The sequence below is a fragment of the Pseudomonas sp. S3_A03 genome, from assembly GCF_054668275.1.
Genome location: NZ_CP162753.1, coordinates 4,269,332 through 4,294,402, shown reverse-complemented (window position 1 = coordinate 4,294,402; position 25,071 = coordinate 4,269,332). Strand labels below are relative to the sequence as shown.

Sequence of the window (25,071 nt, the reverse complement as noted above, 5' to 3'; positions counted from 1 at the left end):
CTTAAAATTCCGGTTCTCCTCAAGGACGCCGGCATGCCATGGACCTTCGTCAATTGCGCTACTTCATCGCGCTCAACGAACACCGCAGTTTTGTGCGCGCCGCCGACGCCATGGGCATTACCCAACCGGCGTTCAGTCGCAGTATCCAGGGCCTGGAGCAAGAGTTCGGCTGCGTGCTGGTGGACCGTGGCCATAAACACCTGCACCCCACTCCCGAAGGCCAGGTGGTGTTGCAACATGCCTTGAGCCTGGTGCAAGGCGCTGCGTTGCTCAGCCATGAGGTCACGCGCATGACCAAGCTGGACGCCGGTGAAGTGCGCTTGGGCAGCGATGCGGTGGCGGCAGTCAACTTGGTGCCCCAGGCGATGGCGCGGTTTGTCACCACCTACCCCAAGGTGCGCAGTACGTTGCAGGTGGACAACTGGCAAAGACTGGGGCGCAGCCTGAGCCGCGAGGAGATCGAATTCTTTATCGCCGACGTACGCCACTTCGAAGCTGACCCGAACTTCCAGACCGAGGCCCTCGCACCCCGGCGCAGCGTATTTTTCTGTCGCGCGGGCCACCCGTTGCTGGCCAAGGACAGCCTGTCCACCAATGACCTGTTCAACTACCCGCTGGCCACCCCCTTGATCGCGCCGGGCATTCGCAAGTTGCTCGCCAACCTCAGCGGGCGCATCGACTTTGCGCCCGCTATCGAGCTGGAACAGTTCACCGCGCTGGCGAGCATCGTGCGCCAGTCCAACGCCATTGGCCTGGGGGCCGAAGAAGCCTTCGTCGAGGCCGTGGCCAGCGGCGACTTGAAGGTGCTGCACTGGCGCAACCTGCCGCACAGCCTCGACCGCTTGAACAACCACTGCGGCGTGATCAGCCGCGCTGGGGTTCGCTTGTCGCCAGCGGCGAAGGCGCTGATAGAGAGCCTGCGGGCGGTGGAAAACCAAGCCGATTGGCCCGCGCAAACGTGCCCAAATCATTGAAGCGCACCCCCATCTCGGCCATGACCTTATGTGCCACCTTGGCGGTCATCTGGCGGATGTAAAACGGCTCTTTCACCACAAAATGGTGAATCCCGTGGGTGCTGCCGAAATTGAAGCAGAACGCCTGCAGCGGCCACAGCCACCAGGGGTTGAGCACTTGGGTTTGCTGGATCACATTGCCCAGTTCCACATCGCCGTAGTAATGCATGTTGGAGCTGACAAAGTGCAGGCAGAAAGTGCGCAGCACGTTGGGGCCGATGATCACCACGGCGGCGATGTCGATCACCTGCATCACCTGTAACGTACCGGCTGACCACTCGATCGGCGCCCCCAGCAGGCTGGCGATGCCATTGGCGGCGTGAAAGCCGAGAAACACGTACCACGCGCCCCAATGCAGCAGCGCCAGCGGGGCGTAGACCAACAGCGAGCGCTTGAGGATCTTGAGTTTGTGGCCCCAGGTCCTGGCGCGCAGCATGCGGATAAACGCCGACATCACGTTATCGCCCACCATCAGCAACCGCGTAAAACCCCAGGGCTCGCCGTTGGTGATCGCACGTTCTTCCATATCGGTTTCGGTGCCCGATACCTTGTGATGGTTAAGGTGCAGGTGGCGGCGTATCCACGGGTTGATGGTGCTCGGCCGCGCCAGCCACACCAGGCCCATCATCAGGTTGTGCGGCACGCGCTGCTTGCGAAAGTACATGCTGTGGATCAGGTCGTGTTCCAGCTCATGGGTCAGCGACGCGAAAAACCCATTGAGCAGCAGGCAGGCCCACCAGGCCATGTGGCCGGTGATGTACAGCAACGCCGAGCCAAACATGCCGATCAATGCGAAGGCCAGGATGCCCGCGCCCAGGGCGTCCTGATGCAGCAGCCATGGGTGCTGGCGACGCAAGCGCACGCCTTCGGCCAGCACGACGTCGCGGATATGCGCTGAACGCTGTTGTGCGTTCATCTGCTGGGGACTTGCAGAAGTACCGTCCATGCTCCCATCCTCTTATGCAATGAAGGGTTACATCCTGCCTCAGGCCGTCTGGCAGGACGCTAGCCGCACACGCCAACCTGTTGACCGCAAGCGCCAATCGCCATGACCGAACCCACTTCCCTCGCCAGCTGGACCCGAGCCCTGCGCAAGCAGCTCGACGCCCTGGGCCTGGACAGCGCCGCACTCTGCGCCCAGGCCGGGCTCGACCCGCAGCAGATGGACGACCCCAACGCACGCTATCCACTGTCGGCGACCACGCGCTTGTGGGCCTTGGCGGTGCAGGCCAGCGGCGATCCGGCGATTGGGTTGCGCGTGTCGCGCTTTGTCAGCCCCACGACGTTCCATGCGTTGGGCTACGCGCTGGTGGCCAGCGGCAGCCTGCGGGAAGTGTTCGAGCGCATCGTGCGTTATCACCAGGTGGTCAGTGATGCCCTGACGCTGGCGCTGATTCGGGACGGTGACCGCTATCGTTTTCGCCTGCTGCAACCCGAAGGCAGCCCGGCACCGGCGCTGGAAGCCATCGATGCGTTTGCGGCGATTTATGTGCGCACCTGTCGCAACCGCCTGGGCCGGGATTACGCGCCCCTGGCCGTGTACTTGCGGCGCCCGGAACCGGCCGATCCCACCCCCTGGCACACGGTGTTCCGGGCGCCGGTATTTTTTGGCGCCGATGAGGACTGCCTGGAGTTTGCGCCGCAGGACTTCGACAGCCACCTGGACGACGCCAACCCCGAACTGGCCGAACACAACGAAACCGTGCTCAAACGCACCCTTGCCCAACTGCAACCGCTGACCTGGGAACGCAAGGTACGCGCCGCGATCGAGGCGCAATTGCCGGAAGGCGAGCCGAGCGCCGAACGGGTTGCCCAGGCGCTGCACTTGAGCCTGCGCAGCTTGCAGCGGCACCTGGCGGATGAGGGGTGTCGCTTTGACGCGTTGCTCAATGAGTGCCGGCAGAACCTGGCATTGCTGCACTTGCGCGACCCGCAGTGCTCATTGGCCGAGATCAGCCATTTGCTGGGGTTTGCCGACACCAGCAGTTTTAACCGGGCCTTCAAGCGGTGGACCGGGGTGACACCGGGGCAGTTTCGGGATGGGTTGCAGTAGGCGGATGTGGGGGATTTGTGCAGGCCTGATCGGGGCCAAGCCCGTCCCACATTGGAATGCAATCAAGTGTGGGAGGGGGCTTGCTCCCGATAGCGAAGCTACAGGCACTGCAAATTCCGAATCCGTCAGCGCCCGCGATCGCGCCGCAACAACTTCCTCACCCGCGCCACCAACGCCTTGGCATCGAAGGGCTTGAGCAGGTAATCATCCTCATGCAACTCCAACCCGCGCAGGCGATCTTCAATACCGCCCGGGGTGGTCAAGAACAGCACTGGCGTGTCGCCCTGGTGCCGGATCGCCTGCTGCAGCTTCCAGGCGTTCAGGCCCGGCAGCATCACGTCCAGGATCACCAGGTCGTACGCGGTACTTTCCACGAAGCGCTGCGCCGCCATGCCATTGGCCGCGACTTCCACGGCGAAGCCTGCTTCGCTCAAGCCCTGGGCCATGAGCTGCGCCAGTTGCGGCTGGTCTTCCACTAACAACACGTGCATGCCTTACCTCTGGGTTTGATTACAAACCTGTCATCAAATTGTGCGGTTTCTGACCACGTCCACTGACTACCGTGACGGCCTGCCTTCAGGAGCCGTCACCATGTCTCGCACTGCCTTGTTCTTGAGCCTCGCCGTTTGCACGGGCGCGCTGGCGGCGCCGCCACTGCCGCGCCATGCCGACCTCGATCTGAATACCGCTCGCCAACTGGCCGATGCCGGCCTCAGCCACTGCAACGCCGCGCTGACCGTCCTGGATCGCGGCGCCAACCTGTTGCTGAGCCTGCGTGCCGACGGTGTCGGCCCGCATAACAGCCTCGCCAGCCAACGCAAAGCGTACACGGCGCTATCGACCAAAACCGCAACGCGGTTGTTTGCCGAACGGGCGCGCAACAACCCCGAGGCCGCCAACCTTAACAGCTTGCCGGAGTTGCTGTTGCTCGGTGGCGGCGTGCCGCTGTTTGCCGATGCCGAGTTGGTGGGTGCGCTGGGTATCGCCGGCGCAGGCGGCGCCGCGCAGGACGAAGCCTGCGCCACACAGGCCGCCGAGCAGTTGGGCCTGAAAACCTCTCTCTGATTCCCCCTCCATAGGACCTCTTGATGAAAACCCTCAGCATGACCCTCGCCGCCCTCAGCCTCGGCGGCCTGTGCAACCTGGCCCTGGCCGCCGGCAACCCACTGAGCGTACACGTGCTCAACCTGGAAAATGGCCTGCCGAGTGCCGGGGTGGGCGTCACCCTGGAACAGCACGTGGGTGACGCATGGCAGCCATTGTCCGAAGGCGTCACCAACCAGCAGGGGCGCATCGCCGAACTGTTCCCCGCCGACCGCAGCATGACGCCGGGCGAGTATCGCGTGGTGTTCAAGACTGGCGATTACTACAAAAAGGCCAACCGCGAGACGTTCTTCCCGCAGGTGCCGGTGATTTTCCAGGTGAAACAGGCCGACCAGCATTACCACATTCCGCTGCTGCTCAGCCCTTACGGGTTCTCTACGTATCGCGGCTCATAGGCCCGCAGCGTGTTGCAGGCGTTTGAGGTCCAGTAGCTCAATCGCACCGTAACTCAGCCCGATGATGCCCTGTTGCTCCAGCGCCTTGAGCAGGCTGTTGGTGGTCTGGCGCGACAGGCCCAGCATGGCCGCCACGTCTTCCTGGGGCAGTTGCAACGTGCGACGCGCCTGGTCTATTTCGCCGTAGCCCTGGGCGATCATCAGCAGCCGATGGGCCAGGCGCGCCGACGCGGGCATCAGGCTCATCTGCTCGATATTGATCAACGACAGGCGCAGTTTGTGGCTCATCAACAGGGCCACATCGCGCCAATACGCCGGATGCTTTTCGAGCAGGTCGAGCATGCCTGCCTGCGGTACCTGCAACAGCGTACACGGCCCCGAGGCCTGTGCATCGTGGGTGCGCGGCAGGTTGTCGAACAGGCAGATTTCACCGAACCAGTAGGGTGTCTCCACCAGGCTCAACACGGCTTCCTTGCCCTGGGCGTTCACCGCGCTGATGCGCACCGCGCCGTCCAGCACCGCATACAACCCACACGGCGGATCGCCACGCTTGAACAGAAACTGGCCCGCCGCCAGCGAGCGCAGCCGCGATGCCGCCAGCAGACTCTGCTGTAGAGCTTCCGGCAAGTGGCTGAACCAATGGCCGCTGGCCAACCGGGCGTGCCATTTCGCTGCATCCATGAGGACTCCGAAGATTGTCGCCCAACTGACAGTCAGGCGCTGGCTGACAGGGCATGATCAAACATCCTACAGGAGGAACAACAATGAAAAGCCTCGTCGACCATCTCAGTCAATACGCCGCCTACCACCGCGACCCGCGCAATATAGCCAGCCACTTTGTTGGCATCCCGTTGATTGTGGTCGCCGTGGCGGTGCTGCTGTCACGCCCGGAATGGGCGGTGGGAAGCTTGTGGATCTCGCCAGCGGTGATCGTGGCGCTGTTGTCGGCGTGGTTTTACCTGCGCCTGGAACTGGCCTTGGGCGTGCTGATGACGGTGCTGATGGGCGCGTCGGTATGGGCCGGGCATGTGTTGGCGGCGCAGAGCACGATGGTATGGCTGAGCAGTGGCGTGGGGATGTTCGTGGTGGGCTGGGTGATCCAGTTTGTCGGGCATTACTACGAAGGCAAGAAACCCGCGTTTGTGGATGATGTGTCGGGGCTGGTTGTGGGGCCGTTGTTTGTGGTGGCGGAGGTGGGTTTTTTGCTGGGGTTGCGGCAGGACCTGAAAGTGCAGATCGAAAAGCGCTCGGGGCCGGTGGTGCGCCGGGATCTAAAGCCAAGCGGGGTCTAAATGTGGGGCGGTGTGTCAGTGACATGTTCATCAACTGACCCACTGCTATCGGGAGCAAGCCCCCTCCCACATTGGCCCTCATTGGCACCTGAGCCCTCATTGCCCCTCAGGCACCTTGGGTTTGCGATGTGCTCAGGCTTTTTGCCAGACCTTGGGTTTGAAGAACAGGGTCTCGCCACGCGCCAGACCGATCAGGCTGTCATGGTCCTTCACCACTTCGGCTTCGATCAGCTCGGGCTGGCCTTCTACCTTGAGCGTCACCCGCGTGGTCGCGCCCAGCGGGCGAATATCGCGCACTTGCGCCGCATGGTGATCCTCCAGCTCATGCCGCGACAGCGACACTTCATGCGGACGGAACAACACATGCTTGTCCTCGCCCAGGTGCAGGCGGTTGGAGTCGCCGAGGAAGTGGTAGACAAAATCGCTGGCCGGGTTTTCATACACGTCGCCCGGTGAGCCGATCTGTTCGATCACGCCTTTGTTCATCACCACGATACGGTCGGCGACTTCCATGGCCTCTTCCTGGTCGTGGGTCACGAACACCGAGGTCAGGTTGATGTCTTCGTGCAGGCGCGCCAGCCAGCGGCGCAGTTCTTTACGCACCTTGGCGTCAAGGGCGCCGAACGGTTCGTCCAGCAGCAGCACTTTCGGCTCTACCGCCAGGGCGCGGGCCAGGGCGATACGTTGGCGCTGGCCGCCGGAGAGTTGTTCCGGGTAGCGGTCGGACAGCCAATCGAGCTGCACCATGTTGAGCAGTTCGTGAACCTTGCCTGCGATCTGGCTTTCCGTCGGGCGCTGGTTTTTCGGCTTCATGCGCAGGCCGAAGGCGACGTTGTCGAACACGCTCATGTGGCGGAACAGCGCGTAGTGCTGGAACACGAACCCGACGTTGCGGTCACGCACGTCGTGGCCGGAGACGTCTTCACCGTGAAACACGATGCTGCCGTCATCCGGGGTTTCGAGCCCGGCGATGATGCGCAGCAAAGTGGTCTTGCCGCAGCCGGAGGGGCCCAGCAACGCCACCAGCTCGCCACTCTGGATGTCCAGATTGATGCTGTTCAGGGCCTTGAAGGCGTTGAAGTTCTTGCTGACATTACGGACTTCGATCGACATGACTTATTCCTCACCGGCGCTGTTGCGCAGGCGGTTGATACGGTTCTCGCTCCACTGCTTGAGCAGCAGGATGAAGAGCGCCAGGATCAGCAACAGGCTGGCCACCGCAAAGGCGGCAACGTGGTTGTATTCGTTGTAGAGAATCTCGACATGCAGCGGCAAGGTATTGGTCACGCCGCGAATGTGGCCGGACACCACCGACACCGCGCCGAACTCACCCATGGCCCGCGCGGTACAGAGCACCACGCCGTAGATCAGGCCCCACTTGATGTTCGGCACGGTCACATGCCAGAACATCTGCCAGCCATTGGCGCCGAGCAGGCGCGCCGCCTCTTCTTCCTGAGTGCCCTGCTCCTGCATCAGCGGGATCAATTCACGCGCAACGAACGGCACGGTGACGAAGATGGTCGCCAGGACGATGCCCGGCAGGGCGAATACGATCTGGATGTCGTGCTCCTGCAGCCAAGGGCCGAACAAGCCCTGGGCGCCGAACATCAGCACGTAGACCAGGCCCGCGATCACCGGGGACACCGAGAACGGCAGGTCGATCAGCGTGACCAGGATGCTTTTGCCACGGAACGAGTACTTGCTCACGCACCACGCGGCGCTGACGCCGAACACCAGATTGAGCGGTACCGAAATCAGCACGGCGATCACCGTGAGTTTCAGCGCCGACAGCGCGTCGGGTTCAAGGATCGCGGTAAAGAACGCGCCGAGGCCGTTCTTCAAACCTTGGGACACCACGATAAACAGCGGCAGCAGCAAAAACAGCGCAAACACCAGCCAGCCAAGGCCGATCAGGATGCGTCGCGACGTGGCACTGCCGCGCCGGGCGGCGTTGGCCGAGGACGCCGCGGAAATAGACGATTGGGACATGTTCCGCGCCTCCTTATGGACGTTCGATGCGCCGCTGCAACAAGTTGATCAGCAGCAGCAAGACAAAGGAAACCACCAGCATCAGCACACCGATGGAGGTGGCGCCGCGGTAGTCGTACTGGTCGAGCTTGACCATGATCAGCAACGGCAGGATCTCGGTTTTCATCGGCATGTTGCCGGCGATGAAAATCACCGAACCGTACTCACCCACGCCTCGGGCAAACGCCAGGGCGAAGCCGGTGAGCCAGGCGGGCAGCAGCGCAGGCACGAGGATGTAGCGAAACACCTGCAACGGCTTGGCACCCAGGCAGGCGGCGGCTTCTTCGACTTCGCGGGGGATATCGGCGAGTACCGGCTGCACCGTGCGCACCACGAATGGCAGGGTCACGAAGGTGAGCGCCAGGGTGATGCCCAGCGGCGAGTAGGCGATCTTGAAGCCCAGGTCGGCGGCGAACTGCCCCACCAGGCCCGTCGGCGTGTACAGCGCGGTCAGCGCAATACCGGCCACGGCGGTGGGCAAGGCGAACGGCAGGTCGATCATCGCATCGATGATGCGGCGGCCGGGGAAGGTGTAGCGCACCAGCACCCAGGCCAGCAGCGTACCGATCACGCCGTTGATCAGCGCCGCGTACAACGCGGTGCTGAAGCTCAGTTTCAATGCCGCCACCACGCGTGGTGCCGAGATGATGGCCCAGAACTGATCCCAGGTGAGTTGAGCGGCGTGTACGAACATCGCCGCCAGCGGGATGAGCACAATCAGGCTGAGGTACACCACGGTGTAGCCCAGCGTCAGCCCGAAGCCGGGTATGACGGGGGAAATACGACGCGACATAAGAGTCCTTGGTTAGCGGAACTGACACACAAAACCCGCAGGTGAATGCGGGCTCCATGAGGATGTGTTTCTCGGCTTACTGCGCCGTGTAGATCTGGTCGAACACGCCACCGTCGTTAAAGAATTTCGGTTGGGCAGTTTTCCAGCCACCGAAGTCTTTGTCGATAGTCACCAGGTCCAGTTTGGGGAACTGTTGGGCGTATTTGGCGGCGACTTTCTCATCGCGTGGGCGGTAGAAGTTCTTCGCCGCAATCTCCTGGCCAGCCGGGCTGTACAGGTGCTTGAGGTATTCGGTGGCGATCTCGGTGTTGCCCTTTTTCTCGGCGTTCTTGTCGACCACGGCCACCGGCGGCTCCGCGAGAATCGACAGGGACGGCACGACGATGTCGAACTTGTCGGCGCCGCCGTCTTCCTTGAGCGCCAGGAAGGCTTCGTTTTCCCAGGCCAGCAACACGTCACCCTGGCCATTGTTGACGAAGGTGATGGTCGAACCACGCGCGCCGGTGTCGAGGATCGGCACGTGCTTGAACAACTCTTTGACGTATTCCTGGGCCTTGGCCTCGCTGCCACCAGCCTTGAGGCCATAGGCCCAGGCGGCCAGGAAGTTCCAGCGCGCACCGCCGGAGGTTTTAGGGTTGGGCGTGATCACCGACACGTCTTTCTTGATCAGGTCGCCCCAGTCCTTGATGCCTTTGGGGTTGCCCTTACGCACCAGGAACACGATGGTCGAGGTGTAGGGAGTGCTCGCATCCGGCAGGCGGGTTTGCCAGTTTTCCGGAAGGGTCTTGCCGAGTTTGGCGATTTCGTCGATGTCGCCGGCCAGGGCCAGGGTCACGACGTCGGCGCGCAGGCCGTCGATCACGGCTCGGCCTTGCTTGCCCGAGCCACCATGGGATTGCTGGATCTTGACGTTGTCGCCCGGGTGGGACTGTTTCCAGTAGCTGGTGAATTCAGCGTTGTAGTCCTGGTACAGCTCACGGGTAGGGTCGTACGAGACGTTGAGCAGTTCGTAGTCCTTGGCAACGGCGGAACCGGCAAACACGGCACTGGCCAATGCGGCCAGGGCGTAACGGCGAATCGACGACATAGAAGCTCCTGAAAATTCTTGAGTGTTGGCTTTTCTTATAGTTGCGGGTCTATCGCCGTTCTTGCTCAGCTCGGTTTGTTACCCGGGTTCTGCAAACGGAATTTTTCCTTGCGTTCGATCTGTACCACTTGAGCGTTGTGCACAGTTATTTCCACCGCGCCAAACCGCAGATCGCGCAGGGCGCTCTGGATCTCACGCAAAATGGCTGCTTCGTCCTGGCCGTCGACGCTACGTAGAGATGCGCTCATGGTCTCGCTCCTGAAATGAATAGTGCCTGGCAGTGGCGGCACTGCTTGCGGCGTGAGAGCGATAGTAGTTAAGCGCGGATATTCTTAAAAATACTATTTAAGAATGTTTATATAACCAGAAAGAATTTTCTGGCGGGACGTGGGGTTGCGTGCCGATCTAGGCATCAAGTGGGAGGGGCTTGTTCCCGATAGCGGTGTATCAGGCAGAACTGAGGCACCTGACAGACCGCTATCGGGTTCAAGCCCCCTCCCACAGGTTGATGCATTTCAAGGCTGGATCGCGGGGGCTCGTGACCAGTCGATTTCATTCGCCGGCATCGGCCGCCCAAACCAGTACCCCTGCCCCATGTCGCAATCCTGCTCCAACAAAAACCGCGCCTGCTCGACCTGCTCGATGCCCTCGGCATGTACCTGCATGCCCATGCTTTTCGCCAAGGCGATTACCACGCGCACAATCGCGGCGTCGTCTTCGTCCCACGGCAGGCCGGCAACAAAACCCTGGTCGATCTTGAGCTTCTGCACCGGCAGGCGCTTGAGGCGCAGCAGCGAGGAATAACCGGTACCAAAATCATCGATGGCCAGGCGCAGGCCCAGTTCGCGCAGACGATGCAGCTGTTCCAGGGCCACTTCGGGGTCATCCATCACCGCGCTTTCGGTGACTTCCAGCTCAAGGAACGCCGGGTCCAGGCCCGTGTCGTGCAGCACCTGGGCCACTTGCTCGTAGAGTTCACGCCGGGCAAACAGGCGGCTGGACACATTGATTGCAATAAATGTCAGCGGTGCGCCGTCGGCCAGCCATTGGCACATCTGACGGCACGCCTGGTCCATCACCCAGGCATCAATATCCGCGATCAAGCCGGTGCGCTCGGCGATGGGGATGAACTCGACCGGAGGCACCAGGCCGCGTTCCGGGTGCTGCCAGCGCACCAGGGCTTCGACGCCGATCAGGCGGCTGCCGTGCAGTTCATGCACCGGCTGGTAGTAAACGCGCAGCTCGTGCTGGTCGAGGGCGCGGCGCAGTTCGCTGGCGATCTCGACACGGTTTTGTGCGTGCGCCGTGAGTTCTTCGGTGTACAAGGCGTAGCCTTCGCGGCCCACACTTTTAGCCTTGAACAACGCAGAATCGGCGTTGCGCAGCAGTTGTTCGGCGCTCAGCGCATCGCTGGGGAACAGGCTGATGCCGATGCTGGCGCTTATAAACAGTTGGTGGCCGTCGAAGATGAACGGTTGCTTCATCACATCCAGCATGCGTTGGGCCAATGCGGCGGCCTGCACCACCTGTGAGCAACTTTCGGCGAGCACTGCGAACTCATCGCCCCCCAGGCGCGCCAGGGTTACGCCAGGGCCGAGCAGCCCTTTGAGCCGCTCGCCCACCAGCTTGAGCAACTGGTCACCGACGTTGTGGCCGAGGCTGTCGTTGATGATCTTGAAGTGGTCCAAATCCAGCAACAGCAGGGCGCAGCCGCGTTTATGCAGTTGCGCCGAGGCCAGGGCCTGCTCGGCGCGGTCGGTGAACAGCAGGCGGTTGGGCAGGTCGGTCAGGGGGTCATGATGGGCCAGGTGGGCCAGTTCATGTTCAGAGTCCTTGATGGCGCTGATGTCGGAAAACACCGCGACATAGTGGCTGACCTGGCCGTGATCGTCATGAATCACCCGGATCGTCTGCCACTGTGGATAAATCTCACCGCTTTTACGCCGGTTCCAGATTTCACCGCTCCATTCACCGCAGTGCTCCAGGGCCTGGAACATGTGCTGGTAGAAACTCGACGAATGGCGCCCGGATTTGAACAGGCTGGGCTGCTGGCCCATGACGTCTTCGCACCGGTAGCCGGTGATCTCCATAAACGCCCGATTCACATGCACAATCAGGCCCCGGGCGTCGGTAACCAGTACCCCTTCGCGGGTGCAATCGAACACGGCAGCGGCCTGGCGCAGGCGCTCACGGTTCTCTTGCAGGGGCTGTTGTTGCTGGTGGGCGTGGGCAACCCGGGCGCTCATCAGGTAAATCACCAAAGCGCTGCAGGCCACCCATAGATAGCCGCGCACCTGCAACCACAGGTTCAGGTCACTCCGGTTATCGACAAATTCGATCAATAGGTGGCCCGAGATGCCAATCCAGGCGATCGAAACCAGCAGGTATACCAGCCCGGCACGCGCGGCACCTCGGTATGAAAACAGCATATGGTCAGTAATCCTTACTAAAAAACAGCATCGCCCTACAAAGGTTGCGGATTATAGAATAAGAAACATCCAGTCACTTCTATCTGAAAGGGCGGCTGGTTTTCTTTGTGGGCTTAGTGATAATGCGTGAGCTGGTTTTTTCTTTATCTGAGGGCCATACAGCCTATGTGGTACAACGGTTTTCTTGACCTGTCAGCCTGGCAACTGGTGGCAGTCACTCTGTTGATGACCCACGTGACCATTGTCGGGGTCACGGTTTATCTGCATCGCTATTCAGCCCATCGCTCCCTGGAGCTCAATGCCGGCCTGAAACACTTCTTCCGCTTCTGGCTGTGGCTGACCACGGCACAGAACACCCGCGAGTGGACCGCCATCCACCGCAAGCACCACGCCAAATGCGAAACCGTCGATGATCCCCACAGCCCGGTGATCAAGGGCCTGTCCACCGTGCTGCGCAAAGGTGCCGAACTGTACCGCGCCGAGGCGGAAAACCCCGAAACCCTGCGTATCTACGGCAAGAACTGCCCGGACGACTGGATCGAACGAAAAATCTACACGCCTTACCCCTTGCTGGGCGTTGCGATCATGGGCGTGATCGACCTGCTGCTGTTTGGCACCATCGGCATCACCATCTGGGCCATCCAGATGATGTGGATCCCGTTCTGGGCCGCCGGCGTGATCAACGGCCTGGGCCATGCCGTGGGCTACCGTAACTTCGAATGCCGTGACGCGGCGACCAACCTGGTGCCGTGGGGCATCATCGTCGGCGGTGAAGAGCTGCACAACAACCACCACACCTACCCCAATTCCGCGAAATTGTCGGTGAAGAAGTGGGAATTCGACCTGGGCTGGGCGTGGATCAAACTGTTCAGCTTCCTGCGCCTGGCCAAGGTGCAGCGCGTGGCGCCGATTGCCCACCGCGTGGAGGGCAAGGGCCATCTGGACATGGACACCGCCATGGCGATCCTCAACAACCGTTTCCAGATCATGGCCCAGTACCGCAAGTTGGTGATCGGCCCGCTGGTCAAGCAAGAGCTGGAAAAAGTCGATCACTCGGTGCGCCACCAGTTCCACCGCGCCAAGCGCCTGCTGTCGCGTGAAACCAGCCTGCTGGATGACCGCCATCACCTGCGTATCCAAGGCATGCTGGAGCACAGCCAGGCCCTGAAAGTGATCTATGAAAAGCGCCTGGCCCTGCAACAGATCTGGCTCAAGACCAGCACCAATGGCCACGATATGCTCGCCGCCATCAAGGAATGGGTGCACGAAGCCGAGGCCAGCGGCATCCAGTCCCTGCGGGATTTCGCTCACCAATTGAAGACCTACTCGCTGCGTCCTGCGGCGGTCTGACCGTGCCGTGGGAGGGCCCGCCCTCCCACCCACCAGCTTTTTGACGTCATTTACCGGGCACCGCCAATCGGTACCGTTGACGGAACTTCACTGCAAATCGCCTCTCTCAATGAACACTTCGCCATCATGGTGGCCCCTTGTTGTGACCGCTGCTCCATCTTGCGGCGCGCCCAGAGAGAGTTGTGCCGATGGTTCACGAAAAACCTCACGTATCTGATCCTCCCGTCGCTGAACATCCGCGTCCGGCCGCGGCTGCGACCCTGCTGGCGCTGGTGCATGCCCAGGGCGAAGTCGAGCGTTTGAGTGAACGCGAACAGCTCCTGAGTTCGTTGCTGGTGAGCGTGAATGCGGTGCTTTGGGCCATCGATTGGGAAACCCGCCGCGTGCTGTATGTGAGCCCGGCCTATGAGCGCATCTTTGGACGTTCCGCCGGCCTGCTGCTGGCCGACCACCGGGAATGGCGCAACAGCATTCACCCCGAAGACCTCGACCGCGCGGAACAAAGCCTGGCCCGCGTGCTGGAACGCGGTGCCGTGGAGGACCGCGAGTACCGCATCATCACTGCCGACGGGCAGATCCGCTGGCTGAGCGACAAGTGCTACATCAACCAGCAAGTGGTGCCCGGCGAACCGTTGGTCGTGGTCGGCATGGCCGAAGACATCACCGACAAGAAGCAGCTTGAGCTTGAGTTGCACCGCCTCGCCACCACTGACGTGCTCACCCAGAGCAGCAACCGCCGGCACTTCTTCGAATGCGCCAACCATGCCTTCGACAACGCCCGCGCCCAAGGCGCGCCGCTGGCCTTCCTGCTGTTGGATATCGATGACTTCAAGGACGTGAATGACACCTACGGCCACCTGGAAGGCGACCAGGTACTGCGGCGTATCGCTGAGAGCGGTCGAGGCGTGTTGCGCCGGGGCGACCTGTTCGGGCGCATTGGTGGCGAAGAGTTCGCCGCCGTCCTGCCAGGTTGTGCGCCAGACATGGCGCTGCAAGTGGCCGAGCGCCTGGGCAAGGAGATCCAGGCACTGAGTTTCAGCTATGAAGGCCAGGCGTTCAGCGTGACCATCAGCCAGGGCCTGGCCAGCCTCACCGACGCGGACCCGAGCCTGGACAGGCTGTTCGCCCGCGCCGATGCCGCCATGTACGAGGCCAAGCGCCTGGGCAAAAACCGCGTCGTTGCCGGCTGACGCCGATCATAAACGGTGGGAGGGGGCTTGCTCCCGATAGCGGTGGGTCAGTATCAGATGTGCTGACTGAGCGACTGCTATCGGGAGCAAGCCCCCCTCCCACCGTTTTTTTGCGTACTGGCCGGCGCACAAAAAACCCGCCGAAGCGGGTTTTTTGTGTCATCTGTACAGCGTGCGCTTACAGCTCGGAGAAGCACTCTTCGATGATCGCCAGGCCTTTGTCCAACTGCTCGTCCGGCGAGGTCAGCGGTACCAGTACGCGCAACACGTTGCCGTAAGTACCACATGACAGCAGGATCAGGCCCTTGTCACGCGCCTTGGCCACCACGGCAGCCACGGCAGCGGCGTTCGGCTTGTGGCTGTCGCCATCTTCGAACAACTCGACCGCAATCATCGCGCCCAAGGCACGCACTTCACCGATCACCGGGTACTTGGCCTGGATGGCCTTGAGGCCCGTCACCAGGCGCTCACCCACAGCCTTGCAGCGGTCCAGCAGGTGTTCTTCTTCGAATACCTCCATCACCGCCAGCGCAGCAGCACAGGCGATCGGGCTACCGGCGTAAGTGCCACCCAGGCCGCCGGGAGCAATGGCGTCCATGTATTCGGCCTTGCCGCACACACCGGCCAGGGGGAAGCCGCCGGCGATGGATTTGGCGAAGGTGGTCAGGTCGGCGGCAACGCCCATCTGTTCCATGGCAAAGAAGGTTCCGGTACGACCGGCGCCGGTTTGCACTTCGTCGGCGATCAGCAGGATGCCGTGCTTGTCGCACAGTTCGCGCAGGCGCTTCATGAAGGCTTTAGGCGCGACGTAGAAACCGCCTTCACCTTGCACCGGCTCGATGATGATGGCAGCGATATCACGCGGCTCGGCATCGTTTTTGAAGATGCGTTCGATGCTGGCGATGGAATCGTCGTCGCTCACACCGTGCAGTTCGTTGGGGTACAGCGCGCGGAACACTCCGCCCGGCATCAGGCCCATGCCGGCCGAGTAAGGCACGACTTTGCCGGTCAGGCCCAGGGTCATCATGGTGCGACCGTGGTAAGCGCCGGTGAACGCAATCACACCCGCACGGCCGGTGGCGGCACGGGCGATTTTCACGGCGTTTTCCACGGCTTCGGAACCGGTGGTGACCAGCAGGGTTTTCTTGGCGAAATCACCCGGGACCTTGGCGGCGACTTTTTCGCACACCTCGACGTACGGCTCGTAGGCCAGCACCTGGAAGCAGGTGTGAGTCAGCTTGTTCAGTTGCTCGGTCACGGCCGCGATGATTTTGGGGTGCACGTGGCCGGTGTTCAGCACGGCGATACCGCCGGCGAAATCGATGAACTCGCGACCTTCAACGTCGGTCACGGTGGCATTCTTCGCCGATTCGGCGAAGATCGGGTGAATCTGGCCAACACCGCGCGGTACAGCAGCTTCGCGGCGTTTCATCAGGGATGCGTTGGTCTTGCTCATAAAGTCCTCATTCGCCACTCATCGGGTGGCGCGGTTCAAGGAATACGTGGCGGGGAGGCAACTGCGACAGCATGCGATGATCGACTGCCACAGCGTTCCCGGCCACTACGAATAACGGGTTGAAACACGCAAAGGGTCAGCGCTCTCGTGCCCTTTGCGTTTACAGCCATGCCAAACCGGGGCTTAGATGCCCAGGCAGAGGTATTTGATTTCCAGGTAATCCTCGATCCCGTACTTGGAGCCTTCGCGGCCCAGGCCCGAGGCCTTGATACCGCCGAACGGCGCCACTTCGTTGGAGATCAACCCGGTGTTGACGCCGACCATGCCGTATTCCAGGGCTTCCGCCACACGAAACACACGGCCCAGGTCGCGGGCATAGAAGTACGACGCCAGGCCGAACTCGGTGTCGTTGGACATCGCGATCACTTCGGCTTCGTCTTTGAAACGGAACAGCGGCGCCAGTGGGCCGAAGGTTTCTTCCTTGGCGACTGCGGCGTTTTTCGGCACGTTGGTGAGGATAGTCGGTTCGAAGAAATTACCTTCCATCACCTTGCCACCGGCCAGCAGCGTCGCGCCTTTGCTCAGCGCATCGGCAATGTGCTCCTGAACCTTGGCCACGGCTTTCTCGTCGATCAGCGGGCCAGTGGTGGTGCCGTCTTCCAGACCGTTGCCGATCTTGAGTTTGGCCACCGCCACTTTCAACTTCTCGGCGAACGCGTCGTACACCGAATCCTGGATGTACAGGCGGTTGGCGCAGACGCAGGTCTGGCCGTTGTTGCGGTACTTGGAAATGATCGCGCCTTCGACGGCCTTATCCAGGTCGGCGTCGTCGAACACGATGAACGGCGCGTTACCGCCCAGTTCCAGGGAGACTTTCTTGATGTCCTTGGCGCATTCGGCCATCAACTGGCGACCGATTTCGGTCGAGCCGGTGAAGGACAATTTACGCACGATAGGGTTGCTGGTCAGCTCGCCGCCGATGTCGCCGGCACTGCCGGTGACCACGCTCAGCACGCCTTTAGGGATACCGGCACGGTGCGCCAGCTCAACCAGGGCCAGGGCCGAGAATGGGGTTTGCGAAGCAGGCTTGATCACCATGGTGCAACCGGCGGCCAGGGCCGGGCCGGCTTTACGGGTGATCATCGCAGCGGGGAAGTTCCACGGGGTGATCGCAGCGGTCACGCCGATCGGCTGCTTGATTACGATCAGGCGCTTGTCGGGCTGGTGGCCGGGGATCACGTCACCGTAGATGCGCTTGGCTTCTTCGGCGAACCACTCGATAAAGGACGCGGCGTAAACGATTTCGCCCTTGGCCTCGGCCAGCGGCTTGCCTTGTTCGAGGGTCATCAGGCGGCCAAGGTCGTCCTGGTTTTCGATCAGCAGTTCGAACCAACGACGCAGCTTGTTGGCGCGTTCCTTGGCGGTGAGTGCGCGCCAGGCCGGCAGCGCCTTGTCGGCGGCTTCGATGGCACGGCGGGTTTCCGCGGCGCCCATCTTCGGCACGGTACCGAGAATCTCGCCCGTGGCCGGGTTATTGACCTTGATGGTTTGACCATTGTCCGCATCGACCCAAGCGCCATCGATAAAGGCTTGCTGGCGGAACAACTGGGTATCTTTGAGCTGCATGTCGGCTTTCCTTAACAGCACCGCGCGCACGCGGAGCGAATTAGAGTTGTTGAAAGGCGCCTTGTGGGCTGCCGTCAGGGAAATCAGCCCCAGTGCGCAAGATCGAATGAATCGCGCACGGGAGACAGAGCGTTTGAAATCTCAAACGAATCCTAGGATCAATGGGGGTACAGGGCAATAGTCTGTTCGAAAAAAAGAACGAAAACGGCGCATTTGCGGGGTTTATCTGATCAGCGTAGCGGGGCCGGGTTTACGCGCAACGTTCGCAAGGCTCGGCGCAGGGCCTTTGTTCAGGAAAATCCTACCGGCAGGCCCCCAAAGACCGGCATGGACGCCCAAGGTCGACATGGGTATGATGTCGCCCGCACAAGCATCCGTAGCTCAGCTGGATAGAGTACTGCCCTCCGAAGGCAGGGGTCGTGGGTTCGAATCCCGCCGGGTGCACCATATAGCAGTCTCGGGCTGTCTCAGACAGTCTACGAAACACCCCAAGAAGCCCGCCCTGTGCGGGCTTTCTTGTTTCTGGCTATCCGTCCCTGTCTCCCCCTATAACTTCCCGCCGTGTATGCCCACGTGTATGCTTTGCAATTCCTATAACTGGAGGCATACAGGAAGTGAAGCGCTCTGAAATCAAACGCCGCCCCTTAGCAGACACCACGCTTGCAGGGCTAGAGCCTGAGCACGCTACTTATCGGGAGCAGGACGGGAATGGTCTGTACTTTCGGGTAAAACCTAACGGGCAAAAATCGTGGGAGCTGCGCTACAAAAAGCCAGACGGCAAATGGTCTTGGCTGGGCCTAGGCGGCTACCCGGAAATTAGTGGCTCATTGGCGAGGCAGAAAGCAGCTCAACTGCGGGAAGACGCATCGACCGGCAAAAATCCATTAGTGAGCAAGCAAGCTCGCAAAGTTGCAGACCAGGTTGCTGCCAACAACACTTTTGAAGCGTTAGGCCGCGAGTGGTTTGAGGCCAGACGCACAAGCTGGGAGTCAGGTACGTCTCGACGAGTGCTTGGCGCACTGGAGCTTCACGTATTCCCCGTCTTCGGCAAGCGCGTATATACAGAAATACTGCCCCTGGAATGGATGGAGTTTCTACGAGGCATGGAACAAAAGGGGATCATTGAACAAATGGGCCGGGTTCGTGCCTTTTGTAAAGAGATCTATGACCTTGCCCGCGTAACAGGACGAGCCGTCCATAACCCCCTTGAGGGTCTCAGCAAATTCCTACAATCGCGTAGCGCTGAAAACTATGCGCACGTTTCGATTGAAGAACTGCCTGCGCTACTTCGAGCGATCAACTCCTACCCTCACGCAAAGGACGTTCGTATAGGGCTTCGCTTGCTTTCCTTATTAGCATCGCGCCCGAGCGAAATCCGAGAAGCACGCTGGTCAGAAATCGACCTCTCCAAAAAGCTATGGACGATCCCAGCAGAGCGAATGAAACGTCGTCGCGAACATGTGGTGCCTCTCTCCCGACAGGCTATCGAAGCGCTCACTGAGTTACGAACACTGACAGGTGCGTACCCTCTCCTATTTCCAGGCAGGAAAGACAGGACAATCCCCCGTAGCAACACTGTCTTTCTAATGGCGCTCCGCAGACTGGGATATGCCGGTCGGCAAACAGGCCACGGCTTTCGTCACATCGCCAGCACCATACTCAATGAGCAGGGTTTCGATGAGAATCACATTGAGGCCCAGCTCTCTCATGCAAAGGAAGGAATAGCAGGGGTGTACAACAAGGCGGTTTACCTGCCTCAGCGCAGAGTGATGATGCAGTGGTACGCAGATCATCTGGATGAGCTAGTAGATGGCAACATTCTTCAGGGACAGTTTGGCAAGGCGGGTTGAATACGCCAACCGCACACCCATCAAAAATCGGTGTTACTGGTGTTACGCACGTTACGCACCCCACCAACCAATTGATTTTATTGAATATTTATTGCGTAACACGCATTAAAAGAGATCCGTACACCATGTGTTACGCGTCAAAAGCGTGTTACGCCGAAGGCGCCCAAAACCTCTGGCGGCCATCTCTTATTGGTCGCCCCACGCTGAGGAGGGGCCGCTGTTATCGGACTACCAGAAGGGGCTCAGGGGACTACCGTTCGTCGGGACTTCACTGGGTTTAATTTCTCACTTTCCGATTTTTAACTGTATAGAAAACCAGTAGGGCAAGGTAGGACAGCCCCGGGAAAAACTTAAACTTTGCTTCGATCTTGCTCAATTAAATTGCCTTATCTATAAAATCCGCGTCGAAAACTATAAAAATAAAACTTTTAAAAAATAGAAAATCGTTTACATAGCTGGGGCCTGTACGAACTACGACAGGAAACGCGCTATGCAGCCTCACGACACTTCACACCACTCCACTACCTCTCTCACCCCTGCTTGTTTGCTCACTACCGACCAAGTCGCTAATGCACTAGGTCTGTCCAGCCGAACGCTTGCCGCCTGGCGAAGTTCTCGCAGCAACTCACTTCCCTATATCAAAACCGGGTCTCGGGTTCGTTATCGCTCCCAAGACGTGGTCGCGTGGCTTGAAACCCAACTGCGCTCACCTGCAAAAACCGCTGGAGACAGGACCTGATGAGCGCCCCAAAGCAATCTGCAAAAGTTGTGGGGCTTGCCCCTCCAATCCACGAGAAAGTCACCAAAAGGCCCCTAGCGGATCCGCATGCTTGCCGATCAGCGCGCCTCATACGGAACTGGGACAGTTCGATCCGGCCGCCACGCTGATACGCATCAATCAAGTCATAGCCCTGACAGGTATCGGCCGCGCAACGGTTTACAAACTTATGAGCCAGCCAGAGAGCGGCTTTCCGCAAGCGGTGAAGCTCACCGACAGCAATGCGCGTGGGGCTCCGGTCGCTTGGGTATTAGCCGAAATTTTGAATTGGACACGGGCGCGTATTGCGGCCCGCGACAGGGTGGCGGCATGAAAAATCGAGCCGCTAACAACGCTATTTTGCAGCCCTTTTCTGTACTCAGAACAGTCGGATTCTCATCACGCGGTATGCAGCGTTTTGAACGTTACCGCAAAGAGCAAAAACGCCTGAACCGGGATGTGATGGTGATGCGATGGAGAGATGGCATCTGGTGCGCATTGTCAGTTCCCTGCCAAGCCCCGCAAGCAATCATCGTCGACGAAGGCCAACAAATCGACGCCTACGAAGATGCACGCGCCTGCCTCGAAGGCGACCTCTTGCCCTTTGTCTCCCTGCGCTGGGACGTCCATGCCTGAAACGAAAACGCCCCCGGCGGCAACCGGAGGCGTTGAGGTAAATCTACATGCCTGATCAATTTATTCCCCACCGAAAAAATCCGCAAGTGATCCGCATAGTTGCACTTTCAAAAAGCGGGCGTTACTCTCTGGCCGTCGCTGCAAATTCAGCGATCGGGCTTGGTCGCCCGAAAAGCAAAAGGCGCATAGGCGCCCCCATTACAATTGCAGGCGCTTTTTTTGCGTCCGCAGTTCCGTGTTATGGCGGCTGTGTGTGGGAGGCCTTCGGGCCTGCTGGGTTCCTTTTGCCCCGGTCGACCAACCCGCGCACAGCTGCCACCCTAACTCGCTTGGTCGCGAACGGTGGTAGCTCCCCAGCAAAAGGAGCTCCACATGCACGCCCTCAATCCGTCCAAAATTCGCGCCGCCGCTCATCGAGCAATGGCTCTCGCCGCTTTACACGCCAACTCCAGCCTCGCTACACGTCTCTCCCGTTACAATGCCCATATGTCCAAGGCGCGAGCCCTGGAAGCCGCAGGGGGTGCCCAATGAGCATGCTCCCAGGCTTTGCACTGCCCGAAGATCTACTCTGCGTCAGCCAAGACGCCGAAGCCGGTCTGCCTATCGACGCCATCACCTGTGCGCTCGACCGTGCCGACTCAGTTCTCATGCTGTTGGAAGATCACTTAGACGGAGATAAACCCCTGCTTTCCAACCGCGTGCTGTCGTCTGTTATTTGGGACGTGCGTGGCACCTTGGGCTTGATCAAAACACTCACCATGTACGGTGATGCCTCCTCTGTGCCGATGGGCCAGAAAGGCGGTACGCTGTGAACCACTCCAATACGCTTGGGCGCTCCGAGTTTTCCCCAGCCAACGGTAACGGCCAAAACCTGTTTCGGGTGAATGCCGGTATCCCGCTGGAAGACGCACTTGAGGCCGTCTCCCAGATTCTGCACCACGCTAATCAACTGATCCTCGATGCCGCCATCAGCGATGCGGGCGAGCGTTTTAGTTGGCCTGCGTTCTACCTCGGCGAGATGGCCAAAGCGCTGATCGACGACGTGAACGAGGCGTTGCTTGAGTCGAGGACAGCACCATGACTCAGCGCACCGGCAACACCTCAAAACGCCCCAGCTTTGCCGACGTAAAAAGCGCGGCCCTGAAGAACATCGACCGTGTGCTTGCTCACTGGCTGCCAAACGGCAAACGTGTTGATGGCGGCAAGGAATACACCGCACCGAATCCCACACGCACGGACAAGCGCGCAGGCTCACTCAAGGTCAATTTGAGCAAAGGCACCTGGGCGGATTTTGCCACCGGCGATAAGGGCGGTGACCTGATCGACCTGGTGCGCTACATCGATGGCGGCACCGACGTCGAGGCCTGTAAAAAGCTGGCGGATCTGCTCAGCGTTTCCGCAGGATCTGCGACCACCAAAAGCGCACCGGCCAAGAGCGATGCGCCGGAGTGGATCGCGACTCAACCGATCCCGGCCGAGGCCATGAACAAGTGCCCAGCTAAACACCGGCAACACGGTGTTCCGTCCAAGGTGTGGATCTATCGCGATGCTCAGGGCCAGCCGGTAATGGCGCTGTATCGCTTCGACTTAGATCCAGATAAAGACGGCAAACCGCGAAAGGTCTTTGCGCCGTTGACCTGGTGCAAACGCTCCGATGGGCAAACCACACAATGGCGTTGGCAAGGTTTGCCGGAGCCTCGACCTCTGCTACGCCTGCGCGAAATGGCACAGCGCGCCGATGCGCCTGTGGTGTTGTGTGAGGGTGAAAAAGCCGCTGACGCCGCCGCTGAACTGATGCCCGACCACGTCGCCACCTGCTGGCCGAACGGCTCCAACTCTTGGCACAAGGCCGATCTGACGCCACTCAAAGGGCGCACGGTGGTGCTGTGGCCGGATAACGATGCCAGCGGCAAGACCTGCATGGATGCCATCGAGCTCAAGCTGATTGAGCTGGGCGCCGCTTCGGTACAACAAATCTCGCTCGACGTGTTCAAGCTCAAGCCCAGCAGCAAAGGCGGAAAACCCACACTCATCAAGGGTGGGAAATGGGCAGACGGCGATGATGCAGCGGATGCGTTAGCCAAAGGCTGGACCGCTGACCACGTCGCCGAGCTGGTGCGCAACGGCGAGCTTTTCGGCAGTGTTGCTGATACCACTGAACCTCAACAATCGAAGGCCAAGGCGCCCGCCAAACGCCCTGCGAAATTGAAAAATGACCTGTTGCCCGGCGGCTTTCGCCTGACGCCTGAAGGGGTGTTTTATTCAGGCGATGATGGCGAGGCACGCCCCGTATGTTCGCCTCTCGAAATCATCGCTCGCACTCGCGACGACAAGGGCCACAACTGGGGCTTACTGGTCGAATTCGACGACCCGGACGGCGCCAAAAAGCGCTGGAACATTCCAGCCAGAACCATGACTGGCGACTTCGGTAAGGACGTACTCGGCCCACTGGTAGACATGGGCCTGCGACTTGCTGGGAGCCGATCAGGGCGCAACGCACGTAACGACCTGCAGAGTTACCTCGGCGGCTTCGACAGTGCCCAGCGCGCACGCTTGGTGACGCGGTTGGGCTGGCACGACAACGCCTTCCTTTTGCCCGAACAGCAAATCGGTTCACATGCCGAACACCTGCATTTTTATGAAGCCGGTGCACAGTTGCCACCGATCAGCGAGGCGGGCTCTCTGGAGCAATGGCAGCAGCAAATCGGCGCATTGTGCGTTGGCAACCACCGCTTGGCATTTGTCGTGTCTGTGGCGTTTGCAGGGCCTCTGTTGAACCTGCTCGGGCACGAGTCGGGCGGCTTCCACCTCTACGGCGACAGCTCTGGCGGCAAGACCACCCACTTGCAGGTCGCTGCCTCGGTCTATGGCGGGCCACGTCTGGTGCGTTCGTGGCGCTCCACCGATAACGCCCTGGAGTCCATCGCCGCTGCACACTCAGACGGCCTCCTGGTGCTGGATGAAATCGGCATGTGCGACCCGCGCATTATCGGCGAAACGGTGTACATGCTCGGCAATGGCACCGGTAAGGCTCGGGCGAATGATCGAGGACAAGCGGGCCGACAGGTGCAGGAGTGGCGCTTGCTGTTTCTCTCGACCGGCGAGAAGACGTTGGCGCAGCACATGGCGGATGCCAACAAGGAGCTGAAAGCCGGTATGGAGGTGCGCATGCTCGCCGTGCCAGCGGATGCTAGCAAAGGTCTCGGCATGTTCGATGTGCTGAATGGTTTTGAAGACGCAGCCGCCCTCTCCGATGCGCTCAAGGCCCGTGTCGCCAAATACTACGGCACACCCCTCTCCGCCTTCCTGCAAGCACTGTGTGCGCCTGGAGAAATGCTCAGGTGGTCGGTGATCGTTCGCCGCACGGTGGAGCAGTTCATCACCCAAAACCTGCCCGCCTCGGCCAGTGGTCAGGCCCAGCGTGCCGCCCTTCGCTTTGGCCTCGCTGCAGCGGCCGGAGAGTTGGCCACCGCCTTCGGCGTCACCGGTTGGCCTGATGGTACGGCCACAACGGCTGCACGGGTTTGCCTGCATGCATGGCTAGCCGAACGCGGCGGCGCCGGTAACTTCGAGGGGGATGCGATCGTGGCGCGGCTGAGACAGGTCATCGAGCGCTTTGGAGAAAGCCGCTTTACCCGCTGGGAATCTGCCGCCGCCAAGATCGATGAGCACGGGCCGCGCACGATTGATCGGTTGGGCTTTCGCAAGACGATGGAACACGGCATGGGCGACGCCCTGCACACCACTAACACCTACTACGTTCTGCCTGAAGCCTGGAGGGCCGAGATCTTCAAAGGCATGAACATCAATGCGGTGAACAAGGAGTTGCTGCAACGCGGCGTGCTTGAGCCGGGTAGTGACGGAAAGGCGTACAGCTTGATTCGCCTACCCGGGTTAGGGCCTCAACGCTGCTATGTGGTGAAGACAGTTCCTGGAACGGATGAAAGCGAGGCCAAGGCCGCCTGACGGCATGCCTGCTGATCGAGGTAGCGCCGGCTCATTACCGGCCTCG

Annotated in this window: 25 protein-coding genes and 1 tRNA gene; 15 read left to right on the top strand and 11 right to left on the bottom strand. The window is 60.4% G+C overall.

The window, feature by feature from the left end; genetic code table 11:
- Positions 1-38: 38 nt before the first annotated feature.
- Entirely contained in the window at positions 39-974 is a 936-nt protein-coding gene (locus AB4O25_RS19725; protein WP_017526089.1) for a LysR family transcriptional regulator, read from the top strand.
- Here AB4O25_RS19725 and AB4O25_RS19720 read toward each other — a convergent pair.
- Positions 865-1,959: a fatty acid desaturase gene (locus AB4O25_RS19720; protein WP_460149905.1), complete on the bottom strand. Its 1,095-nt coding sequence runs from the start codon at positions 1,957-1,959 to the stop codon at positions 865-867. The genes AB4O25_RS19725 and AB4O25_RS19720 overlap by 110 nt on opposite strands.
- 102 nt (positions 1,960-2,061) lie before the next feature.
- Between AB4O25_RS19720 and AB4O25_RS19715 the strand changes: the two genes are divergently transcribed.
- A complete protein-coding gene (locus AB4O25_RS19715; protein WP_065876617.1) occupies positions 2,062-3,066 on the top strand; it encodes an AraC family transcriptional regulator in 1,005 nt (334 codons plus the stop codon).
- Positions 3,067-3,191: 125 nt separating this feature from the next.
- Here AB4O25_RS19715 and AB4O25_RS19710 read toward each other — a convergent pair whose 3' ends face one another.
- Positions 3,192-3,557 (bottom strand): response regulator transcription factor, encoded by a 366-nt coding sequence (locus tag AB4O25_RS19710; RefSeq protein WP_017526092.1) that lies wholly within the window; start codon positions 3,555-3,557, stop codon positions 3,192-3,194.
- Between the two features lie 100 nt (positions 3,558-3,657).
- On the opposite strand from AB4O25_RS19710, the gene AB4O25_RS19705 reads away from it, so the two are divergent.
- Together AB4O25_RS19705 and uraH are read left to right on the top strand one after the other, a co-directional pair.
- Positions 3,658-4,131, top strand: a complete 474-nt coding sequence (locus AB4O25_RS19705; RefSeq protein ID WP_017526093.1) for a GlcG/HbpS family heme-binding protein — start codon at positions 3,658-3,660, stop codon at positions 4,129-4,131.
- Positions 4,132-4,154: 23 nt separating this feature from the next.
- Entirely contained in the window at positions 4,155-4,565 is a 411-nt protein-coding gene (uraH, locus tag AB4O25_RS19700) for a hydroxyisourate hydrolase (protein WP_017526094.1), read from the top strand.
- Here uraH and AB4O25_RS19695 read toward each other — a convergent pair.
- Positions 4,560-5,246 carry a Crp/Fnr family transcriptional regulator gene (locus tag AB4O25_RS19695; protein WP_017526095.1) on the bottom strand — a complete coding sequence of 229 codons (687 nt, stop codon included), beginning with the start codon at positions 5,244-5,246 and terminating at the stop codon, positions 4,560-4,562. The genes uraH and AB4O25_RS19695 overlap by 6 nt on opposite strands.
- An 83-nt stretch (positions 5,247-5,329) precedes the next feature.
- Here AB4O25_RS19695 and AB4O25_RS19690 point away from each other — a divergent pair, with 83 nt between their 5' ends.
- On the top strand, positions 5,330-5,857 hold the full coding sequence (locus AB4O25_RS19690; RefSeq protein ID WP_065876615.1) for an Mpo1 family 2-hydroxy fatty acid dioxygenase: 528 nt from the start codon (positions 5,330-5,332) through the stop codon (positions 5,855-5,857).
- Positions 5,858-5,989: 132 nt separating this feature from the next.
- On the opposite strand, the gene AB4O25_RS19685 is transcribed toward AB4O25_RS19690, so the two are convergent.
- The 6 genes from AB4O25_RS19685 to dibA form a co-directional block, all read right to left on the bottom strand.
- The gene (locus AB4O25_RS19685) at positions 5,990-6,970 is read right to left on the bottom strand and encodes a sulfate/molybdate ABC transporter ATP-binding protein (RefSeq protein WP_017526097.1); all 981 of its coding nucleotides are present in this window, start codon (positions 6,968-6,970) and stop codon (positions 5,990-5,992) included.
- Between the two features lie 3 nt (positions 6,971-6,973).
- Positions 6,974-7,846 carry a sulfate ABC transporter permease subunit CysW gene (gene cysW, locus AB4O25_RS19680; protein WP_017526098.1) on the bottom strand — a complete coding sequence of 291 codons (873 nt, stop codon included), beginning with the start codon at positions 7,844-7,846 and terminating at the stop codon, positions 6,974-6,976.
- A 13-nt stretch (positions 7,847-7,859) separates the two neighbouring features.
- Positions 7,860-8,678 carry a sulfate ABC transporter permease subunit CysT gene (gene cysT, locus AB4O25_RS19675; protein ID WP_017526099.1) on the bottom strand — a complete coding sequence of 273 codons (819 nt, stop codon included), beginning with the start codon at positions 8,676-8,678 and terminating at the stop codon, positions 7,860-7,862.
- Positions 8,679-8,754: 76 nt separating this feature from the next.
- Positions 8,755-9,765 (bottom strand): sulfate ABC transporter substrate-binding protein, encoded by a 1,011-nt coding sequence (locus AB4O25_RS19670; protein ID WP_017526100.1) that lies wholly within the window; start codon positions 9,763-9,765, stop codon positions 8,755-8,757.
- A 65-nt stretch (positions 9,766-9,830) separates the two neighbouring features.
- Positions 9,831-10,013 carry a sulfur starvation response protein OscA gene (gene oscA / locus AB4O25_RS19665; RefSeq protein WP_003170956.1) on the bottom strand — a complete coding sequence of 61 codons (183 nt, stop codon included), beginning with the start codon at positions 10,011-10,013 and terminating at the stop codon, positions 9,831-9,833.
- Positions 10,014-10,280: 267 nt separating this feature from the next.
- The gene (gene dibA, locus AB4O25_RS19660; protein WP_460149904.1) at positions 10,281-12,194 is read right to left on the bottom strand and encodes a phosphodiesterase DibA; all 1,914 of its coding nucleotides are present in this window, start codon (positions 12,192-12,194) and stop codon (positions 10,281-10,283) included.
- Between the two features lie 165 nt (positions 12,195-12,359).
- On the opposite strand from dibA, the gene desA reads away from it, so the two are divergent.
- Entirely contained in the window at positions 12,360-13,544 is a 1,185-nt protein-coding gene (desA, locus tag AB4O25_RS19655) for a delta-9 fatty acid desaturase DesA (RefSeq protein ID WP_017526102.1), read from the top strand.
- A gap of 188 nt (positions 13,545-13,732) precedes the next feature.
- Positions 13,733-14,734 (top strand): GGDEF domain-containing protein, encoded by a 1,002-nt coding sequence (locus AB4O25_RS19650; protein WP_026067125.1) that lies wholly within the window; start codon positions 13,733-13,735, stop codon positions 14,732-14,734.
- 178 nt (positions 14,735-14,912) lie between these two features.
- Here the strand turns inward: AB4O25_RS19650 and gabT are convergent, their stop codons facing one another.
- Both gabT and gabD read right to left on the bottom strand, forming a co-directional pair.
- Positions 14,913-16,190, bottom strand: coding sequence for a 4-aminobutyrate--2-oxoglutarate transaminase (gene gabT / locus AB4O25_RS19645; RefSeq protein ID WP_017526104.1), 1,278 nt, complete (start codon positions 16,188-16,190; stop codon positions 14,913-14,915).
- Positions 16,191-16,373: 183 nt separating this feature from the next.
- Positions 16,374-17,816 carry an NADP-dependent succinate-semialdehyde dehydrogenase gene (gene gabD / locus AB4O25_RS19640; RefSeq protein WP_017526105.1) on the bottom strand — a complete coding sequence of 481 codons (1,443 nt, stop codon included), beginning with the start codon at positions 17,814-17,816 and terminating at the stop codon, positions 16,374-16,376.
- A gap of 370 nt (positions 17,817-18,186) precedes the next feature.
- Between gabD and AB4O25_RS19635 the strand changes: the two genes are divergently transcribed.
- The 8 genes from AB4O25_RS19635 to AB4O25_RS19600 all read left to right on the top strand — a co-directional run bounded on the left by AB4O25_RS19635 (position 18,187) and on the right by AB4O25_RS19600 (position 25,025).
- A tRNA-Arg gene (locus AB4O25_RS19635) sits at positions 18,187-18,263 on the top strand.
- A 167-nt stretch (positions 18,264-18,430) separates the two neighbouring features.
- Positions 18,431-19,666, top strand: a complete 1,236-nt coding sequence (locus tag AB4O25_RS19630; RefSeq protein ID WP_460149903.1) for a tyrosine-type recombinase/integrase — start codon at positions 18,431-18,433, stop codon at positions 19,664-19,666.
- Between the two features lie 490 nt (positions 19,667-20,156).
- Complete coding sequence (locus tag AB4O25_RS19625; protein WP_116079674.1) at positions 20,157-20,405, top strand: helix-turn-helix domain-containing protein; 249 nt, start codon at positions 20,157-20,159, stop codon at positions 20,403-20,405.
- 91 nt (positions 20,406-20,496) lie between these two features.
- Complete coding sequence (locus AB4O25_RS19620; RefSeq protein ID WP_256680474.1) at positions 20,497-20,757, top strand: helix-turn-helix transcriptional regulator; 261 nt, start codon at positions 20,497-20,499, stop codon at positions 20,755-20,757.
- Positions 20,754-21,059 carry a hypothetical protein gene (locus tag AB4O25_RS19615; protein WP_065945614.1) on the top strand — a complete coding sequence of 102 codons (306 nt, stop codon included), beginning with the start codon at positions 20,754-20,756 and terminating at the stop codon, positions 21,057-21,059. The genes AB4O25_RS19620 and AB4O25_RS19615 overlap by 4 nt, the downstream gene beginning before the upstream one ends.
- A gap of 527 nt (positions 21,060-21,586) precedes the next feature.
- Positions 21,587-21,871, top strand: coding sequence for a hypothetical protein (locus AB4O25_RS19610; RefSeq protein ID WP_460149902.1), 285 nt, complete (start codon positions 21,587-21,589; stop codon positions 21,869-21,871).
- On the top strand, positions 21,868-22,140 hold the full coding sequence (locus AB4O25_RS19605) for a DUF3077 domain-containing protein (protein ID WP_259242806.1): 273 nt from the start codon (positions 21,868-21,870) through the stop codon (positions 22,138-22,140). The genes AB4O25_RS19610 and AB4O25_RS19605 overlap by 4 nt, the downstream gene beginning before the upstream one ends.
- A complete protein-coding gene (locus tag AB4O25_RS19600; RefSeq protein WP_460149901.1) occupies positions 22,137-25,025 on the top strand; it encodes a DUF927 domain-containing protein in 2,889 nt (962 codons plus the stop codon). Before AB4O25_RS19605 ends, AB4O25_RS19600 begins: the two co-directional genes overlap by 4 nt.
- Positions 25,026-25,071: the final 46 nt, after the last annotated feature.